General features: G+C 65.0%; 18 protein-coding genes and 2 pseudogenes. 12 read left to right on the top strand and 8 right to left on the bottom strand.

The window, feature by feature from the left end; genetic code table 11:
• Nucleotides 1-3: 3 nt before the first annotated feature.
• Nucleotides 4-381, top strand: coding sequence for a PilZ domain-containing protein (locus tag QC826_RS13970; protein WP_093388945.1), 378 nt, complete (start codon nt 4-6; stop codon nt 379-381).
• A 39-nt stretch (nt 382-420) separates the two neighbouring features.
• Nucleotides 421-939 (top strand): GNAT family N-acetyltransferase, encoded by a 519-nt coding sequence (locus QC826_RS13965; RefSeq protein WP_093388946.1) that lies wholly within the window; start codon nt 421-423, stop codon nt 937-939.
• 146 nt (nt 940-1,085) lie between these two features.
• On the opposite strand, the gene QC826_RS13960 is transcribed toward QC826_RS13965, so the two are convergent.
• The gene (locus QC826_RS13960) at nt 1,086-1,496 is read right to left on the bottom strand and encodes a TerB family tellurite resistance protein (RefSeq protein WP_279766122.1); all 411 of its coding nucleotides are present in this window, start codon (nt 1,494-1,496) and stop codon (nt 1,086-1,088) included.
• A 124-nt stretch (nt 1,497-1,620) separates the two neighbouring features.
• Between QC826_RS13960 and nhaR the strand changes: the two genes are divergently transcribed.
• The 5 genes from nhaR to QC826_RS13935 all read left to right on the top strand — a co-directional run bounded on the left by nhaR (nt 1,621) and on the right by QC826_RS13935 (nt 5,541).
• Entirely contained in the window at nt 1,621-2,520 is a 900-nt protein-coding gene (gene nhaR / locus QC826_RS13955; protein WP_093388948.1) for a transcriptional activator NhaR, read from the top strand.
• A gap of 89 nt (nt 2,521-2,609) precedes the next feature.
• Entirely contained in the window at nt 2,610-3,389 is a 780-nt protein-coding gene (locus QC826_RS13950) for a TatD family hydrolase (RefSeq protein WP_279766121.1), read from the top strand.
• A gap of 7 nt (nt 3,390-3,396) precedes the next feature.
• The gene (locus QC826_RS13945; protein WP_279766120.1) at nt 3,397-4,095 is read left to right on the top strand and encodes an ankyrin repeat domain-containing protein; all 699 of its coding nucleotides are present in this window, start codon (nt 3,397-3,399) and stop codon (nt 4,093-4,095) included.
• A gap of 138 nt (nt 4,096-4,233) precedes the next feature.
• A complete protein-coding gene (locus tag QC826_RS13940; protein WP_279766119.1) occupies nt 4,234-5,157 on the top strand; it encodes a methyltransferase domain-containing protein in 924 nt (307 codons plus the stop codon).
• A 138-nt stretch (nt 5,158-5,295) separates the two neighbouring features.
• On the top strand, nt 5,296-5,541 hold the full coding sequence (locus QC826_RS13935) for a hypothetical protein (RefSeq protein WP_093388952.1): 246 nt from the start codon (nt 5,296-5,298) through the stop codon (nt 5,539-5,541).
• Between the two features lie 176 nt (nt 5,542-5,717).
• Here QC826_RS13935 and QC826_RS13930 read toward each other — a convergent pair whose 3' ends face one another.
• The 4 genes from QC826_RS13930 to QC826_RS13915 all read right to left on the bottom strand — a co-directional run bounded on the left by QC826_RS13930 (nt 5,718) and on the right by QC826_RS13915 (nt 8,817).
• Nucleotides 5,718-5,996 (bottom strand): hypothetical protein, encoded by a 279-nt coding sequence (locus tag QC826_RS13930; RefSeq protein WP_279766118.1) that lies wholly within the window; start codon nt 5,994-5,996, stop codon nt 5,718-5,720.
• A gap of 290 nt (nt 5,997-6,286) precedes the next feature.
• A complete protein-coding gene (locus QC826_RS13925) occupies nt 6,287-6,796 on the bottom strand; it encodes a hypothetical protein (protein ID WP_139236574.1) in 510 nt (169 codons plus the stop codon).
• A gap of 64 nt (nt 6,797-6,860) precedes the next feature.
• Nucleotides 6,861-7,487, bottom strand: coding sequence for a TetR/AcrR family transcriptional regulator (locus QC826_RS13920; protein WP_279766117.1), 627 nt, complete (start codon nt 7,485-7,487; stop codon nt 6,861-6,863).
• A 424-nt stretch (nt 7,488-7,911) separates the two neighbouring features.
• A complete protein-coding gene (locus QC826_RS13915; RefSeq protein WP_279766116.1) occupies nt 7,912-8,817 on the bottom strand; it encodes a LysR family transcriptional regulator in 906 nt (301 codons plus the stop codon).
• Nucleotides 8,818-8,939: 122 nt separating this feature from the next.
• Here QC826_RS13915 and QC826_RS13910 point away from each other — a divergent pair.
• From QC826_RS13910 to QC826_RS13900, 3 genes and pseudogenes are all read left to right on the top strand, one after another.
• A pseudogene (locus tag QC826_RS13910) lies at nt 8,940-9,799 on the top strand (pirin family protein).
• Between the two features lie 101 nt (nt 9,800-9,900).
• Nucleotides 9,901-10,527: an isochorismate family cysteine hydrolase YcaC gene (gene ycaC / locus QC826_RS13905; protein WP_279766115.1), complete on the top strand. Its 627-nt coding sequence runs from the start codon at nt 9,901-9,903 to the stop codon at nt 10,525-10,527.
• A gap of 378 nt (nt 10,528-10,905) precedes the next feature.
• Entirely contained in the window at nt 10,906-11,106 is a 201-nt protein-coding gene (locus QC826_RS13900; RefSeq protein ID WP_279766114.1) for a hypothetical protein, read from the top strand.
• 86 nt (nt 11,107-11,192) lie between these two features.
• Here the strand turns inward: QC826_RS13900 and QC826_RS13895 are convergent, their stop codons facing one another.
• A complete protein-coding gene (locus QC826_RS13895) occupies nt 11,193-12,296 on the bottom strand; it encodes a phospholipase A (RefSeq protein WP_279766113.1) in 1,104 nt (367 codons plus the stop codon).
• Between the two features lie 215 nt (nt 12,297-12,511).
• On the opposite strand from QC826_RS13895, the pseudogene fusA reads away from it, so the two are divergent.
• Nucleotides 12,512-14,622, top strand: a pseudogene (gene fusA / locus QC826_RS13890) (elongation factor G).
• Between the two features lie 72 nt (nt 14,623-14,694).
• Here the strand turns inward: fusA and QC826_RS13885 are convergent.
• On the bottom strand, nt 14,695-15,207 hold the full coding sequence (locus QC826_RS13885) for a hypothetical protein (protein WP_093388959.1): 513 nt from the start codon (nt 15,205-15,207) through the stop codon (nt 14,695-14,697).
• 210 nt (nt 15,208-15,417) lie between these two features.
• On the opposite strand from QC826_RS13885, the gene QC826_RS13880 reads away from it, so the two are divergent.
• Nucleotides 15,418-17,586 carry an EAL domain-containing protein gene (locus tag QC826_RS13880; RefSeq protein ID WP_279766112.1) on the top strand — a complete coding sequence of 723 codons (2,169 nt, stop codon included), beginning with the start codon at nt 15,418-15,420 and terminating at the stop codon, nt 17,584-17,586.
• An 85-nt stretch (nt 17,587-17,671) separates the two neighbouring features.
• Here the strand turns inward: QC826_RS13880 and QC826_RS13875 are convergent, their stop codons facing one another.
• Nucleotides 17,672-18,754, bottom strand: coding sequence for an acyltransferase family protein (locus tag QC826_RS13875; protein WP_279766111.1), 1,083 nt, complete (start codon nt 18,752-18,754; stop codon nt 17,672-17,674).
• Between the last annotated feature and the right edge of the window lie 36 nt (nt 18,755-18,790).

Raw genomic sequence — 18,790 nt, 5'->3', positions numbered from 1 at the left:
GACATGAGCGCCAGCCCCTCCGACCCGAACACCGCGCCCCTGGCGCGGCCGACGGTGCTGTCGCTGGCGATCAAGGAAAAGGCCGCGCTGTACGCCGCCTACATGCCGTTTCTGAAAAATGGCGGCATGTTCGTGCCGACCCAAAAGCCCTACAAGATCGGCGACGAGATCTACCTGATCCTGGCGCTGATGGACGACGTCAACAAGTACCCGATCGCCGGCAAGGTCGCCTGGATCACGCCGCCCGGCGCGCACAACAACAAGGCGCAGGGCATCGGCGTACACTTTCCGGACGACGACAGCGGCACCCGCACCCGGCTGCGCATCGAGGAGATCCTCGGCGCCGCCCTGCGTTCCTCGCGGGCTACCCACACCCTGTAGCCGATTTCTGCAAGATTCCACCCCTTCATTTTTCCGCTCATGACCGCATTCCGCCACCGCAACGCCACGCTCGACGACCTGCCCGCCATCGTCGCCATCTACAACAGCACCGTCGCCTCGCGCGAAGTCACCGCCGACACCGAGCCCGTCTCGGTCGAATCGCGCCTGGCCTGGTTCCACGAGCACACGCCGGAGCGCCGCCCGCTGTGGATCATCGAGGCGGCCGACGATGCGTCGGTCCCGGCGGCGACGCTGGGCTGGATCTCGTATTCGAACTTCTACGGCCGGCCGGCCTATTCGGGCACGGCGGAAATTTCCGTCTACATCGCCGAGGCCTGGCGCGGCAAGGGCATCGGCCGCTACTGCCTGGAGCAGGCCATCGCCTACGCGCCCAGCATCCAGGTGCACACCTTGCTCGGCTTCATCTTCGGCCACAACGCCCCCAGTCTGGGCCTGTTCGCCAAGTACGGCTTCGCCACCTGGGCCAATCTGCCCAAGGTGGCCAATCTGGACGGCATCGAGCGCGACCTGATCATCCTCGGCAAGCGCGTCGCCTGAGCTGGGGTTTTGGCATCCAGCCGGAACCAGGCTAAGCTAAGAAGACCCACTGGCGCAATTAAGGGTCAGACCCTAGGGTCTGACCCTGGCTTTGAGCCCGTGGATGGTTTGGAGGCCGCTGGCGTCTTAGCCGGGCCCCGCCCCCCCTAGGCCAGCCGGCGCGGCCGGTCGCTGAAGTTCGACTCGGCCGACCAGGCCGCGCTGGCGCGCGCCAACAGCACCGCCTCGGCGTCGGCCAACCAGCCGTCGGCGTCGGCGATGGCCCACATCGCCTGCAGCAGATGGCGGCGCAGATCGGGCTCGCGGATCTCGTCGAGCAGGCTGTCGATCAAGCCGTGGTCCATCTGCACCGCGCCATGGACGACGGTTTGCAACATGTCGTCGCACAAGTCTTGCAGCAACTGCTCGAAGCCAGCCACGTCGAGTTCGATGTAGGGCAGGATCTTGCTGCGGTCCAAGGCGCGCAATTCGGACGGCGTCAAGTTGCCGTCGACCACCATCGCCAGCGCGAGTATCCGTCCCGCCGCTTGTGGACTGTTTGTTTGGTAAGCGCGCATAGCCTTTACTCCAGTATGAAAAGTTTTTGTCGAAACCGACGAGATACAGTCTAATGCCCCGCGCCACAAAAGAATAATCGATTAATATTGCACAATACATCGATTTTTTGGAGCTATCGCCGGCATGTCCTCACTCAACTACAAGCATTTGCGCTACTTTTGGATGGTCGCCAAGGCCGGCAGCATCGCCCGCGCGGCGGAGCAGTTGCACCTGACGCCGCAGTCGATCTCCGGCCAGTTGAGCGAGTTCGCCGACACGCTCGGCGTCGAGCTGTTCCGCCGCAACGGCCGCAACCTGGAGCTGACCGACACCGGCCGCAGCATCCTGCGCCACGCCGAGGACATCTTCCGCGCCGGCGACGAGCTGCTCGACATCGTGCGCGACCAGTCGCCGACGGCGACCGTCGCCTTCCGGGTGGGCTGCGCCGATTCGGTGTCGAAGACCATCGCCTGCCGCCTGGTGCAACCGGCGCTGGCGATGGCCGAGCCGCCCCGCCTGATCTGCCGCGAAGGCCGCCTGGCCAGCCTGTTGGCCGACTTGGCGGTGCACCGGCTCGACATGATCATCGCCGACCGGCCCATGCCCAGCCACCTGAGCGTGCGCGGCTACAACCACTTGCTGGGCGAGAGCGGTCTGGCCGTGTTCGCCAACGCGGAGCTGGCGGCGGGCCTGGTGGGCGACTTCCCGGCCTGCCTGCACCGCGCCCCCATGTTGCTGCCCGGCGAGGACTTCGCCATCCGCCACAAGCTGCTGGCCTGGCTGGAGGGCAGCGGGCTGCGCCCGCGCGTGGTCGGCGAGTTCGACGACAGCGCGATGATGAAAGCCTTCGGCCGTTCCGGCGCCGGCGTGTTCTTCGCGCCCAGCGTGATCGCCGCCCATGTCTGCGCGCAATACGGCGTGGTCCAACTGGGCGTGGTCCCCAGCCTGCTGGAACAGGTCTACGCCATCACCACGGAGCGGCGCATGAGCCACCCGGCCACCCTGGCGATCAGCCAGGCGGCGCGGCGCGAGGTGTTCGTCTAGCGCGGCCGGCGGCGCGGGGATGGCCAGGCGAGGACGGCCGGGCGCGGGCGGACCAGCGGCGCCGGCACGCTCCGGGGTACAATTACGCCATGTATATCGATTCCCATTGCCATATCAATTTCCCCGAGCTGGCCGCTCGCATGCCCGAGATCCTGGCCAAGATGGCCGACAACCAGGTCACGCACGCGCTGTGCGTGTCGGTCGATCTGCCGGACTTTCCACAGGTGCTGGCCCTGGCCGAGCAGTATCCGCACATCTACGCCTCGGTCGGCGTGCATCCCGACTACGAGGACACGCCGGAACCCAGCGTCGAGCAGTTGGTGCAACTGGCCGACCACAAGAAGATCATCGCCATCGGCGAGACCGGGCTCGACTATTTCCGCCTGACGGGCGACCTGGAGTGGCAGCGCGAGCGCTTCCGCACCCACATCAAAGCCTCAAGAATCACCCGTAAGCCCTTGATTATTCACACCCGCGCCGCCAGCGAGGACACCATCCGCATCATGCGCGAGGAGGGCGCCGGCACCGAGGCGGGCGGCGTGGCCGGCGTCATGCATTGCTTCACCGAATCGCTGGAGGTGGCCCGCGCGGCCATCGAGATGGGCTTCTACATCTCCTTCTCCGGCATCGTCACCTTCAAGAGCGCCAAGGACTTGCAGGCGGTGGCGTTGGAGTTGCCGCTCGACCGCATCCTGATCGAAACTGATTCACCCTACCTAGCGCCGATGCCGCACCGTGGCAAGATGAACGAGCCGGGCTTCGTGGCCCACGTCGGCGAGTACATCGCCAAGCTCAAGGGCATTCCCGTGGAGCAGGTGGCGCAGCAGACGACGGACAATTTCTTCAAACTATTCAACGTGGTACGCTGATATTCTCATGCCGAATCTCACCATCAAACCGGCCGCCAAGCGGCGCTTTCTGCTGGCCGCGCTGGCCGCCGGCCTGTTCGCCGGCCACGCCGGCCCGGCCCTGGCCGACGCGGCCGAGGACGCCGTCGACTACTTCCGCGCCGTCCAGATCGACAACGTCGGCGTGGTTCGCCGCGTACTGGCCAAGGGGCTCGATCCCAACATCCGCGAACCGGAACGGGGCGAGACCGGCTTGATCGTGGCCATGCGCTACGAGGCCAAGGACACGCTCAAGGTGCTGCTGGCCCAGCCCGGCATCGACCTGGACGCCAAGGCGCCCAACGGCAACACCGCCTTGATGATGGCGGCCTTCCGCCAGAACAAGCCGGCCGTGCTGACCCTGCTCGGCGCCGGCGCCAGCATCAACCAGTCCGGCTGGACCGCCTTGCACTACGCGGCGGCGGCCGGCAGTATCGAGATCAGCAATTTGCTGCTGGACCGCAAGGCGCAGATCGACGCCGAGTCGCCGTCCGGCATGACGCCGCTGATGCTGGCCGCGCGCGAGGGCCAGGAGGAGATCGTCAAGCTGCTGCTGGCGCGCGGCGCCGACGCCACCTTGAAGGACGGCGGCTTCCACCTCACCGCCGCCGAGTTCGCCACCAAGGCGGACAAGCCCTGGATCGCCAAGGCCATCCAAGCCCATCTTGCCGCCCAGCCCAAGCGCTGAGGCGAGTCTTGCCTTGCTGCAAGCCGGCGAACAGGCGGGTCTTTCCCGCTCACCTCCCGGTTTGGCCGTTTAGCAATGTTAACGATAATGGTTGCGTCGTATTGATTCCTCCATGCAATGCGCTAACAAAGGATACCCATGCTGAACGAACGCGAGATTGAGAGCTGCTACCTGGGGCAGTTCATTCCAGTCCACTACCATCACAATATGTTGATGGACCAAAACCGCATGCACGGCTTCAAGTCGGCCATCGACTACGCCGTCAAGCCGGGCGCCAAGGTGCTGGAACTGGGCGGCGGCACCGGCGTGCTGTCCTGGTTCGCCGCCGCCAAGGCGGCCAAGGTGTACTGCGTCGAGTTCAATCCGGACATGGTCAAGGAAGCGCGCAAGATGCTCGCGCTCAATCCGAACGGCGAAAAGGTCGAGGTGGTGCACGCCGACGCCTTCGAATACCTGCCGCCCGAGCCGGTCGACGTGGTCATCTGCGAAATGATCCACGTCGCCATGCTGCGCGAAAAACAGGTCGAGGTGATCGAATCGTTCAAGCGCCGCTATCTGGAACGCTTCGGCGGCCCGCTGCCGATCTTCCTGCCGGAGGCGGTCATCATGGCGGTGCAGCCGCTGCAACAGGAATACGATTTCGAGGGCTTCTACGCCCCCATCGTGCAATTCCAGGAAACCGGCATGATTTATTCCGGCACCCAGGAAATGGCGCCGCCGGCCGTCTACAGCATCATCGACTTCAACCAGCCCAACGAGCTGAGCTACAGCTGGGAAGGCAAGTTCGTGGTCGAGCGCAGCGGCCAGATCAACGCCTTGCGTTTCGTCACCAAGAACATTTTGGCCGTGGTGCCCGAACGCTCGACCACCATCGACTGGCTCAACCACTACATGACCTTGCCGCTGGCCAATCCGGTCAAGGCCAACGAGGGCGACGTGTTGCAGGTCAGCTTCCAGTACCGCGCCGGCGGCTCGATCCCCTCGCTGCAAGCGTCGCTGCGCGCCGACATCCTGTACGAGGCCGCGCTGCAACCGCAGCAATACATGCCGGCCTTCGCCTAAGTACGGTTAGCAAGCGGGCAATATTGCCCAGCGCCCGCCGTCATGCGACGGCGGGCCGCGTCGAAAAAGCTTCCCCCTCGGGCGTTCCGCAGCGTATATTTCGTCTTTTACACTTAACACCGATTAGACGGCATTTATATGGAACAGAACGACCAGCGTTACCTCGTGCGACAAAACAAGATCAGCGATGCGGAGAAACCACCCGTGTTCGCCAAGGTCATGCGCAGCAAGGAGGGCGTGTTCGAGGGCGTGTCCTTCATCAAATCGAAGGAAAAAGCGACGGTGATGACCATCGCCGAGGCCAATGAGGCCATCGCCTGGGCAGGCAAGAAGAAGTCCAACGCCCACGAGTACGTCACCAAGATCATCTGCCTGGGGCAGTAGTCCTGCTGTAGCTCAGTCTGGCGCGGCGCATACCATGGCAACATGCTCGCGCTGACTTCAAATGAAACACAAACGTATGTCGACCGATTGAATCCGCAACGGACACCGGTCGCAGCCCGTGTATTGGGTGGCGCCAATGGGCCATCATGCAACCGCCTCCAAGGATAGGGCCGGTCCTAATGCCCGTGAGTTCGCTGCTTATTGGGCTCTGCGGTAGCTGGTTTGGGCTCTATCGGTGGGCGGCGAACCAAGACAACTGATTCGTCCGGCTCGAACCAGAATTCACCGTGGGGGCCGTCGAGATGGCCTGTAATCAGTTGAATCAGTCCATCCACCGAATTGACCTGGGTGATAGCTTCCCAAGCGTAGGTCGGGTGTTTGCCAGTGCCAAGTCCGTTGTAAAACATATCGCCGATCATGGCGTGGTCAGCGGCTATAGTGATCCTGGTTGTCATGCCAATTCACTCCTAAACCGTCCGCAGCCAGTTTGCGGCCCTTGCTGAGATCATGCTCCCCTCCGAACATTCCCGCTACGATATTTCGATCCTGTCCCAGCTAAGTTCACGCCGCCCGGTAGAACGCCTGCCCCCCTGAGGCGTGACTGACGGTCAGTCGGCCGACGACAGAGATCACCAAATGACCGGGGCTGGCCGAAGCCGGCGGGTGACGTTCAGGATAGCAGCTTGCCTCCTGCAAAATCGAGTCAGTGGCGCGCTTCGCCCGCGCTGACCGCGATCTACTGGATTCATCTATGCATTGCATGATAGCTAGCAAAGATGACGATGCCTGCGCCGATGAGAATTGCCACTCCACCGGCAATCAGAAATGTTGGCTTTGCGCCCATCTTTGTTTTCGGATCATTCCCTGATGAGTTTTCACGTGCCAGTGCGAAGGACGCTCCTATCAGTGCCAGCGAGATGATCATTGCAATAATTTCCCGCCTTTGCAAGAGGCTTGGCATCGGATCAAGCGAAACCGGAAAAATACGTAGGAGATCGAGAGCGTAGACGATGGCAAAGCCTAAACCAGCGATGGCTGTGGCATGCGCAACCCATCGGCTGCCTTTCAGGACAAAGTAGACGAGTGCCAAGCTGCCTATGCCCAGCGTCGTAAGGAATATATTGAATAGGATGACCGAAGCCTCCCCAATACTGGCAAAGTTCCTAGTCTCGATTGGTCCACCTGGAACCATAGTTGAAAACAGCAGAACCGAAACCAAGGTCAGCGCAGCGACGAGTTTTCGAGTTGGTGTCATACTTTTTCCTGTCGTCTCGCCCCCGGCACAACGGAAAGGCGCTAGTTGTGTTCAAAGCGTCCGATTAACTTTGCTCTAACCGCAAGGCTGCCGTTATTAGCATGACAAAGCCTGTGAGTTGCGCCTCCGCCGATATGGGGGTGAAAGCGATACGGCTCATGAATCCGTCAATGCAGGCGATGATAGTCGCGGCCGCTTGACGGGTGCTGATCTCATCTGGAACTTCGCCACTAACTTGTGCCTTGCCTATGACGGCGCCAAGAGTGTCGATCATGCGGATTTCCGCGCGCCTGAGGGTCGCTGCGACCTCTTCTTGCCGAAAGGATTCTGCCAAGATTTCTAGCCTCAGAGCATGGGATTGCCGGTCAGGCGGTGTCTCAAAGAGCGCCTTTCCCAAGCTCATAATTCCTTGTTTGAGACTTTTCGCGTCGTTGAGGCTTTCGATGAGCGCAAGATCGCCGGCGAGATTTTCCTCGATCAGAGACATTATCAGATCGTCCTTGGTCGCGAAGTATTGATAGAGATTGGCCCCGCTCACGCCGGCCTCGGCACTGATCTCTGCCGTGCTCGCGGCGTGGAATCCCTTGCGGGCAAAGACGCCTCGCGCTCCATTTATGATTTGCCGCCTTCGCGCGGCACGTCTGTCGGCGTCGACGGGACGTCCTAGCCGCGATGGATTCATTGTGCTCATCCCCTTAATAAAACTGATTAGTTCATTATGTAACTAGCAGTAGCATTGTCAACCTCCGTTTTGGACGATTTTTTTCTCAGAGGGGACTGCATAGTGCCGGGTGTCGGCGGCAATTTCGTGAGCAGGATTGTGCGGTTTCGACCGAATTACCGATTGCCCGGAAAGAAGCCCCCCGCCCCAGGCCTCGAATGGATGCCCGCCAATCTATATGTTTAGCCGTTTGATGCACACCGAACGGCGGCTTGAAGGCGAACGCGAAAGCGGAAATGGCCTGCGGGCGACTGTACCTTCCGGGTGCACCCACGCGAGGCGCTACCATCGAACTACTTTTCGCGTCTCACAAGGGTTAGTGGTCCACCTTGGATATTCAACGCGATGAGTCTAGACCCAGAGCACGACCATTTTCAAATGCGAGTCGTCACGTTTAGTCCTCGTCCAGCACCTTGTAACGCAGCCCCAGATAGTCGATCAAGGCGCGCACCGACGGCAACTGGCCACGGCGCGACGGGTAGACCACGTGGATGAGTTCCCGTCGCGGCGCCCAGTCCGGTAGCACGCAAACCAGCGAGCCGTCGGCCACTTGCTCGCGCATCATCATGGTCGGCAGTTGCACCACGCCGATGCCGGCCACCGCCGCGCTGCGCAGGGCGATCATGTCGTTGCAAATCATCCGGGGTGTGTGGTGCAGGTCGGCGCGCGCGCCGTCCGGACCGAACAGCTTCCAAATGTACGGCTCGGCCGGCGTACCCAGGCCCAGACTGGGCCAGTCGGCCAGGTCGGCCAGCGCCGCCGGCACGCCCAGCCGGCTCAGCAGCGCGGGGCTGGCCACCAGGCACTGGCTGCGGTCGGCTAGGACGCGCATGATCAGCTCGCTGTCCTGCAGCGGCGGCGGGCGCACCCGGATGGCCACGTCGAGCGCCTCGGCGATCACGTCGACGCGGCGGTTGGTGGCCTCCAGTTGCAAGGTGACATGGGGATGGCTGGCCATGAAGTCGGCCAGCATGGCCGCCACGTTGGTCTGCAGCAGGGCGATCGGGCAGCTCAGCCGCACCAGGCCGCGCGGCTCGGCGCGCGTCACTTCAATGGCTTCCTGGGCGGCGTCGGCCTCGACCAGCATGGCCTTGCAGTGCTCGTAGTAGGTCTGGCCGATCTCGGTGACCGAGAAGCGCCGCGTCGAACGCTGGATCAGGCGCACGCCCAGGCGCTCCTCCAGCATGGCGATACGCCGGCTCAACTTGGATTTGGGTATGCCCAGGGCGCGCCCGGCCGGGGCGAAGCCGGCGTGCTCGACCACGTGGACGTAGTAATAGAGGTCGTTTAGATCTTGCATGCTGCCTTCATCGTTCACAAAATAGGACTCTGAAGGTGAATTTTACCAACTTATCAGTACATCGTCCTGAATCTATACTGTTTACTCGTAATCAAATTTGAGTCCACCGTAAGGAGAACAGCATGAAACGAGTACTTGGTGTGTATAGCTCCCCGCGCGGCCATTGGGTCGGCGACGGTTTCCCGGTGCGGTCGATGTTTTCTTATCAGGACCACGGCAAGCAGCTCAGCCCCTTCTTGCTGCTGGACCATGCCGGTCCGGCCCAGTTCACCCCCACCAGCCGCCCGCGCGGCGTGGGCCAGCATCCGCATCGCGGCTTCGAGACCGTGACCATCGTCTACAAGGGCGAGGTGGCGCACCGCGATTCGACCGGCAAGGGCGGCGTGATCGGCCCCGGCGATGTGCAGTGGATGACGGCCGGTTCCGGCATCCTGCACGAGGAGTTCCATTCCGAGGCCTTCAGCCAATCGGGCGGCGAGTTGGAGATGGTGCAACTGTGGGTCAACCTGCCGGCCAAGGACAAGATGACGGCGCCGGGCTACCAGGCCATCGAGGACCGCACGATTCCCAGCTTGGACCTGCCAAACGGCGCCGGCACGGTGCGGGTAATCGCCGGTTCCTATGCCGGCACGGCCGGCCCGGCGCGCACCTTCACGCCGATGAACGTGTTGGACCTGCGGCTGAAGATGGGTGCGAGCACCGAGCTGCCGATCGCCGCCGGTTGGACCTCGGCGCTGATCGTGCTGCACGGCACGGTGCTGGTCAACGGCGAGACCGTGGCCCACGAGGCGCAGATGGTGGTGCTCGACCGCAACGGCAGCGACGTGCTGCTCGAGGCCAACAACGACGCCGTCGTCCTGCTGCTCAGCGGCGAGCCGATCGACGAGCCGGTGGTGGGGCAGGGCCTTTTGTCATGAACAGCCGGGAGGAAATCGGCCAGGCGATCGCCGACTTCAACAGCGGCCGCTTCGGACAAATGTAAGAGAGATTCGCCGCGAAAGCAAACCAGCGGCGGCGGGCAGCCTGCGGCGAGTTGGAAAGCACCCGCCGCCACATTCACATTCACCAAGAAAGAGAAATATCATGAGCAAATCCTATTCCCGTCTGGACAAAGACCAAGTCGCCGTGCTGCTGGTGGACCACCAGGCCGGCCTGATGTCCCTGGTGCGCGACATCGACCCGGACAAGTTCAAGAACAACGTGCTGGCCCTGGCCGACATCGCCAAGTATTTCAAGCTGCCGACCATCCTGACCACCAGCTTCGAGGACGGCCCGAACGGCCCGCTGATGCCCGAGTTGAAGGAAATGTTCCCGGGCGCGCCCTACATCGCCCGTCCCGGCCAGATCAACGCCTGGGACAACGAGGACTTCGTCAAGGCCATCAAGGCCACCGGCAAGAAGCAACTGCTGATCGCCGGCGTGGTCACCGAGGTCTGCGTGGCCTTCCCGGCGTTGTCCGCGTTGGCCGAGGACTTCGAGGTGTTCGTCGTCACCGACGCCTCCGGCACCTTCAACGAGGTCACCCGGCTGGCCGCCTGGGACCGCATGACGGCCGCCGGCGCCCAGCTGATGAGCTGGTTCGGCGTGGCCTGCGAGTTGCACCGCGACTGGCGCAACGACGTGGTCGGCCTGGGCACCTTGTTCGCCAACCACATCCCCGACTACCGCAACCTGATAAACAGCTACAACGCCGCTAGCGCAGCCAAGTAAGCGATAGCCAGCGCCGCCCGCGATCTAGTGGGCGGCGCTGGCTAGCTTGAGAAACCACAGATGCACAAGCTGCACCACCGCGCCACCGGGGTCAGCGCCACCGGGGGCAGTGCCGACATTCGGACACAAACTCAGCAATAAAGAGCTTCGGTGGCTAGGGATATGGTTGAGGTCGTGTCCGAATGTCGGCACTCGACCCCGGGTTTGTGCCTGCGGTGGTTTTGGAGCCGCTGGCGCCTTGGCCGTATGCCCCCTCATGCCCCGGATTCCACCGTTAATCGCCGCCACGCGCAGTTGGTCGCATGCCGCTTGCCGCTCCGCGCGCGCGGCCCTACAGTGACGCTGTCGATAACGCCTCACCTGATTCTGGAGCATCCCATGCTGAGCTTTGTGTTGTGGTTGGTTCTGTTGTTCCTGTGCTGGCCGCTGGCCTTGCTGGCCCTGCTGCTGTATCCGCTGCTGTGGCTGGTGTTGCTGCCGTTCAGGCTGCTCGGGATAGGCGTCGACGCGGTGTTCGAACTGCTGCGCGCCATCGTCATGCTGCCGGCGCGCATCCTGCGCGGCACGCCGGGACGCTAGGCCAGCCGGCGCGCGCCGAGGCCGCGCCGAAGCATTTTGCGCCGCCGCAGACGCGCCGGCGCTGGCGGCCGGGGCCGCCCCACAACTTAGAAATCGATCAGGAAACCGGCGCCCAGCGATTTTTGCGAGTAGTTGTAGTCGATCAGGCTCTGGCCGTAGCCGGTGAAGGCCTGCAGATACCCCTTCAAATTGGCCGTCATCGGGAAGGCCCAGCCGAATTGCAGCGAGCCGTGGCGCTTCTGGAAGTTGCGCCGGCCCGTCACCGACAACTCGTGGCCGTCGAAGCGGTAGGTGGCGCGCAAGTCGCCGTGGCCCATGAAGTCGACGATGTCGACGTTGTCGTTGTTCGACTTGGTGTTGTCCAGCCGTTTCCAAAGCCGCAGCGCCAGCGCCAGATCGCCGTGCTCGGCGCCCACCTCCGCATACACCCGGTTCCAGCTGCGCGACAAGCTCGAGGTCTGGCCGTTCGACTGGTGCACCGCGCCCAGCGCGGCGTAGCGGATGTCCAGGCCCGGCAGCTTGATGGCCAGCGGCGTGGTCAGCATCAGTTCGGGCTGGTAGTTGGTCTCGCGGAAGGGGCTGGAGGCGGCCCGGTTGTAGGCCTGCCAGTAGCTTTGCTGGGTGTAGCCGAACCACAGGTCGATGGGCGTGCTCAGCACTTGTTCGATCATCTTCATCTTGAAACTGATCTGGTAGGTCAGCTCGGTGTGCTGCGCCTCGATGCCGGCCGGGGTGAAGTCCTTGAACGGGCCGTCGTTCGAGCTGGTGCTGTAGTTGGCCAGCACCAGGTAGTTGTCGCGGTGCGGGCGGAAATTGAACACGCCCCGCTTGGACGGCTGGTCGAGCTCCCACCATTGCACCATGCGCGAAATCGACGCCTCGGGCGGGATGGTGGTGACGGCGACCACGGCCGCCGGCAAGGGCCGCGCCGCCGCAGGCGGCGCCGGCTGGGTGGCGGCCGGCGCGTCGGCGACGGCGTTGATGATGGCCACGGTGCCGTCCGGCGCGGCCTTGGCCAAGGCGTCGTAGCAGGCCAGGCGGGCGCTGGCGTCGCCCAGCACCGAGCAGCGCTCGAGGCGCAGGCTCAGTTCGGAGGCATGGCCGGGGGCGGCGGCAAGGCCCAGGGCGGCGAACAGGAGGGAGAGGGCGATGGGACGGGGGACTGCGGGCGTGCGGGCGTTGGTTTTCATTGGGTCTTCGAGTTCGGGGGATGTGGCATGTCACTTTGCATGTCACTTATACACTGCGGCACAGTATATTGACCAGAGGAAAAACCCGGCGCACGCCAGAACTTGTCGCGCCGCGCCTTGAAATCGCGCATGTGCGCCATACCTGAGTTTTCCTTTACTGTTAGAATTTAGGCACGACCTGCCGTCGTCGGCGGCCGCCGTCCAAGGAGATTGTGATGACCCGCAAGACACCTATCGAACGCTACCGCAACATCGGCATCAGCGCCCACATCGACGCCGGCAAAACCACCACCACCGAGCGCATCCTGTTCTATACCGGGGTCAACCACAAGATCGGCGAGGTGCACAACGGCGCCGCCACCATGGACTGGATGGAGCAGGAGCAGGAGCGCGGCATCACCATCACCTCGGCCGCCACCACCGCCTTCTGGAAGGGCATGGCCGGCAACTATCCCGAGCACCGCATCAACATCATCGACACGCCGGGCCACGTCGACTTCACCATCGAGGTGGAGCGCTCGATGCGCGTGCTCGACGGGGCGGTGATGGTCTACGACGCCGTCGGCGGCGTGCAGCCGCAGTCGGAGACGGTGTGGCGCCAAGCGAACAAGTACGCCGTGCCGCGCCTGGCCTTCATCAACAAGATGGACCGGGTCGGCGCCGACTTCTTCCGCGTGCGCCAGCAGATCGCCGACCGCCTGAAGGGCGTCGCCGTGCCGATCCAGATCCCGCTGGGCGCCGAGGACGACTTCCACGGCGTGGTCGACCTGGTCAAGATGCGCGCCATCAACTGGGACGACGCCAGCCTGGGCGTCAAGTTCAGCTACGAGCCGATCCCCGCCCACCTGGTCGCGCTGGCGCAGGAGTGGCACGACAAGATGGTCGAGGCGGCCGCCGACGCCAGCCCCGAGCTGACCGAGAAATACCTCAACGGCGAAGCGCTGAGCGAGGCCGAGATCAAGGCCGGCCTGCGCGCGCGCACCATCCGCAACGAGATCGTGCCGATGCTGGCCGGCAGCGCCTTCAAAAACCGCGGCGTGCAGGCCATGCTCGACGCCGTCATCGACTACCTGCCGTCGCCGCTGGACGTGCCGGCCATCGCCGGCCACGACGAGCAGGACCGCGAGATCGAGCGCCATCCGGACGACGCCGACCCGTTCTCGGCGCTGGCCTTCAAGATCATGACCGACCCCTTCGTCGGCCAGCTGACCTTCTTCCGCGTGTATTCCGGCGTGGTCAACTCGGGCGACACGGTGTACAACCCGACCAAGAGCCAGCGCGAGCGGCTCGGCCGCATCCTGCAGATGCACGCCAACGAGCGCAAGGAGATCAAGGAGGTCTACGCCGGCGACATCGCGGCGGCGGTCGGCCTGAAGGCGGTCACCACCGGCGACACGCTGTGCTCGCCCGACCACATCATCGTGCTGGAAAAAATGATCTTCCCCGAGCCGGTGATCTCGCAGGCGGTCGAGCCGAAGACCAAGGTCGACCAGGAGAAGATGGGCATCGCGCTGAACCGGCTGGCGCAGGAGGACCCTCGTTCCGCGTCCACACCGACGACGAGTCGGGCCAGACCATCATGTCCGGCATGGGCGAGCTGCACCTGGAGATCCTGGTCGACCGCATGCGCCGCGAGTTCGGCGTCGAGGCGACGGTGGGCAAGCCGCAGGTGGCCTACCGCGAGACGATACAGCGCAGCGTCAGCGAGGTCGAAGGCAAGTTCGTCAAACAGTCGGGCGGGCGCGGCCAGTACGGCCACGTCGTGCTGACCCTGGAGCCGATGGAGCCGGGCAAGGGCTATCTGTTCGTCGACGCCGTCAAGGGCGGCGTGGTGCCGCGCGAGTTCATCCCGGCGGTCGACAAGGGCGTGCAGGAGACGCTGCGCAGCGGCGTGCTGGCCGGCTACCCGGTGGTCGACGTCAAGGTGACGCTGACCTTCGGCTCCTACCACGACGTCGACTCGAACGAGAACGCCTTCCGCATGGCCGGCTCGATCGCCTTCAAGGACGGCATGCGGCGCGCCGACCCGGTGTTGCTCGAGCCGATGATGCAGGTCGAGGTGGAAACGCCGGAGGAGTTCATGGGCAACGCCATGGGCGACCTGACGGCGCGCCGGGGCATGGTGCAGGGCATGGACGAGATTCCCGGCGGCGGCGGCAAGATCATCCGCGCGCTGGTGCCGCTGGCCGAGATGTTCGGCTATTCGACCACGCTGCGTTCGCTCAGCCAGGGCCGCGCCACCTACACGATGGAGTTCAAGCACTACGCGGCGGTGCCGCGCCACGTGCTCGACCAGGTGGCCAGCTCGGCCAAGGCCAGGCACTAGGCCCCGGCGGGCCGGCTTCCAGGCCGGTTCCCGGGCCGGTTTATGGGCCGCTTTCCTGGCTACTTTCCAGGCCTACTCCCAGGCCTTCACCTTGAACTGTATCGACAAGGCGCCGTACAGCCGGTCCTTGTAGCTGGGCACCAGCGCCACGTTCACGCCGACCCGCTGGTACTCGAAGCTGAGCATCGGCACCACGGCGGGGAACCAGCCGCCGTCGCGCATCTTCGGATAGCCGCTGAAGGCGCCCGCCACCACGCCCAGCCGCACCGGGCCGACGGCGACCGGCTGGTAGTAGACCCCGGCGTAGTTCGAGTAGGCGCGGTCGCTGTTGTAGAAGCGGCCGGCGGTGGCCGAGGCGACGCTGGAGAAGCGGTACTCGACGCCGATGCCGGGGTTGCTGTCGTTCAGGTTCTTGTCGCGTTGGAAATGGTAGGAATAGAAGCCGGCGTTGAGCCAGACCTGCGACATTGGCTGGGCCTCGATGGTGTGGAACAGGTCGGCGGAATCGGCCAGCGCGGCGCCGCAGGCGGTGGTGAGCAAGAGCAGGGCGCCCAGGCGGGCGGCGGACAGCGGGGTGGTGGGCATCGTCGTATCGTTTCCTGTGGATATGGCCTGAAGCGGCGCCAGCGATTATAGCCAATCGGCGCCGCCCGCGTGGCGGCCGCACCACGGCCTGACCCGCCAAAGCATTCTTTGAAGCAGCACAACTGGTGTACATTGACCATAGCAGCGGGCATGCAGTGGCGCGCGCCGGGGGGGCGCGACTGCGCCGCGCCAGCCATTGCCGGAGAGCAGATGATTAGTCAGTCCAGTATTTTCGCCGCCAAGCTCCTGATCGTCGACGACCAGGAAATCAACACCAAGCTGCTCGAACACATCCTGCTGCGGGCCGGCTACAGCAACGTGCATACCGAGCTCGATTCGCGCCGCGTGGTGGCGCGCCACCAAGCCGAGCAATTCGACCTGATTCTGCTCGACATGAACATGCCGCACATGGACGGCTTCGAGGTGCTGGCCGGGCTCAAGGCGCTCAATCCATTGGGCTATCTGCCGGTGCTGGTGGTCACCGCCGCGCCCGACCACAAGCTGCGGGCGCTCAACGCCGGCGCGCGCGACTTCGTCAGCAAGCCCTTCGACCGCATGGAGGTGCTGACGCGCATCCACAACCTGGTCGAGGTCAGGCTGCTGTACAAGGCCAGCCGCGACTACGGCGAGCAGCTGGCCCATTTCGACCCGCTGACCGGGCTGCCCAACCGCAGCCAGTTCCGCCGCCTGCTTGGCGAGGCGCTGGAGCTGGCGCGCAGCCGGGCCGCTCCGCTGGACGTGCTGATGCTCGACCTGGACCACTTCAAACAAATCAACGATCCGCTGGGCCACGCCTGCGGCGACGAGCTGCTGTGCCAACTGGCGCTGCGGCTGGCCGCCTGCCGGGGCGAACGGGCCACGCTGGGCCGCCTGGGCGGCGACGAGTTCGGCTTGATCCTGGCCGGCGGCGGCGACGGCGACGACGCCTCGGACGCGGTGGCGCTGGCGGCGCGGGTGCGCCAGGCGCTGCGCGCGCCGTTCGCGCTGGCCGGGCGCGAGGTGAATCTCAGCGTCAGCATCGGCGTGGCGAGCTTCCCGGCCGACGCCGACGACGCCGACACCCTGTTGCGCTACGCCGACACGGCGCTGAGCCGGGCCAAGGAGGGCGGCCGCGACGCCTGCTGCTTCTTCACCAGCGGCATGAACGAGCGGGCCCAGCACCGGCTGGAACTGGAGACCGGGCTGCGCCGCGCCATCGAGCTGCGGCAGTTCGAGTTGCACTACCAGCCCAAGGCCAGCGTCGGCGACGGCCGCGTCGGCGGCGCCGAGGCGCTGTTGCGCTGGAACCGGCCGGGCCACGGCATGGTGGCGCCGGCCGGCTTCATCCCCTTGCTGGAGGAAACCGGCCTGATCGTGCCGCTGGGCGCCTGGATCATCTTCACCGCCTGCCACCAGATCGCCGCGTGGGACCGGCAGGGCCTGGGCGCGGTGCGGGTGGCCGTCAACGTGGCCAGCCGCCAGTTCGCCAGCGGCGAGCTGGAGGCGGTGGTGGCCAACGCGCTGGCCGACAGCGGCATCGACCCCGACCTGCTCGAGCTGGAGCTGACCGAGGGGTCGCTGATGAGCGACGCGGAGGCGGCCATCGCGACCATGCGGCGGCTCAAGGCCGGCGGCGTGCGCATCTCGATCGACGACTTCGGCACCGGCTATTCCAGCCTGGCGTACCTGAAACGTTTTCCGATCGACACATTGAAGATCGACATCGCCTTCATCCGCGAAGTCACCAGCGACGCCGGCGACGCCGCCATCGTCCTGGCCATCATCGGCATGGCGCACAGCCTGGGCCTGAGCGTGGTGGCCGAGGGCGTCGAGACGGCGGCCCAGCTGGGCTTTCTGGCGCGCCACCATTGCGACTACATCCAGGGCTACTACTTCAGCAAGCCGCTGCCGGCGGCGCAATTCGCCGAGCTGCTGCACGACCAGCGCCGCATGCCGCTGCCGGACGGCATGTCCGCGCCCCCGGCGCCGACCCTGCTGGTGGTCGACGACGATGCCGACATCCTGCTGTCGCTGCAGCGCCTGCTGCGCGGCGACGGCTACCGGGTGCTGACGGCCGGCAGCGCGGCCGACGGCTTCGCCCTGCTTGCGCAACACCCGGTGCACCTGATCCTGTGCGAGCAGCGCATGCCCGACATGAGCGGCAACGACTTCCTCGACAAGGTCAAGGACATGTATCCGGACACCTTCCGCATCGTCCTGTCGGGCCACACCGACATCGCCGCGATCATGGAGGCGATCAACCGGGGCTCGCTGTACCGCTTCTACACCAAGCCCTGGGACAACCGCGTCCTGCGCGACAACATCCGCGCCGCCTTCCGCCACTACTGGCAGCTGCACGGCGCCCGCTTCGAGCTGCCGGCGCCGCTGCCCGGCGAATAGGGCGGCCGCACAGCCATCCGCACCAACACCTGCCGTTGACGCACAGCCACGCCCACTTCCCCGACATCCACCACCGCCACCGCCACTAAACAACGATGCGCCAGCCGCGCGCGGCAAACCAGCGCATCAGCAGCCAGAACGCGCCGGTGAACACCAAGGCGAACAGCAGCGAGGGCAGGAAGGGGCCGGCGAGCGGCGTCAACGGAGCGAACAGCGCGCGGTACAGCGGCGTCATCAGTCCGCTGCCTTCGAGCAGGCAGGTCGCCAGCCACGAGCCGGCATAGGCGGCGATGGCGTTGACGCCCAGGCTGCGGCCTAGCGCCGGCCAGCCGCGCTGGTCGATCAGCCAGTGCGCCGCCACCACCGCGAGCAGGCCGAAACCACCCGTCCACAGCACGAAGGACGAGGTCCACAGCTGCTTGTTGAAAGGCAGCAGCAGCGACCAGGCGGCGCCCAGCGCCAGCGCGCCCGCCCCGGCCAGCAATATTTTTCCCATCTGGCCGCTGCGCAACCAGGCGCCGGCGCGCACGCCCAACAGCACGGTGGCCAGCGCCGGCAGGGTCGACAAGACGCCCTCGGGATCGTGCGCCAGCCCGCTGCTGGCGTCGTATTGATAGGCCAGGCGGCCGAGCAGGGCGGTGTCGACGCGGTCGGCCAGGTTCAGGCCGGGCAGCAGCGGGCCGCCCCAGGCCAGCAGCGCCCAGTAGCCGAGCAGGATGGCGCTGAAGGCGGCCCACTGGCGGCGCGCGGCGCGCAGGTAGATCGCCGCCAGGCCGGCGGCGCCGAAACAGATGCCTATCCTTTGCAGCACGCCCATCAGGCGGAAGCCGCGTCCATCCAGCAACAACGTGGCCGCCAAGTGCAGGGCCAGGCCGAGCAGTACGATGCGCCCGCCGCGCACCAACACGGCGCGCGCCAGCGGTCCCGGCGCGGCGCCCGCGTCCAGCGGCCGGCCCAGCGCCAGCTCGATCGAGATGCCGACGATCAGCAGGAAGAAGGGGAAGATGAAGTCGGCCGGGGTGCAGCCGTGCCACTCGGCGTGCTCCAGCCAGGTATAGACGTGGCCCCAGTCGCCGGCGTCGTTGACGACCAGCATGGCGGCGACGGTCAGGCCGCGCAGCGCGTCGATGGAGGTGATGCGGGTCTTGCTTGCTGTTGATGCTTGCATAGTTGAAAACAAATCAGGTTGGAGGAAAGGGGCGCG

The sequence above is a fragment of the Rugamonas sp. DEMB1 genome, from assembly GCF_029834475.1.
Classification (GTDB): domain Bacteria; phylum Pseudomonadota; class Gammaproteobacteria; order Burkholderiales; family Burkholderiaceae_D; genus Rugamonas; species Rugamonas rubra.
The sequence above is the reverse complement of the archived record's forward strand: the minus strand, read 5'-3'. Positions and strand labels throughout refer to the sequence as shown.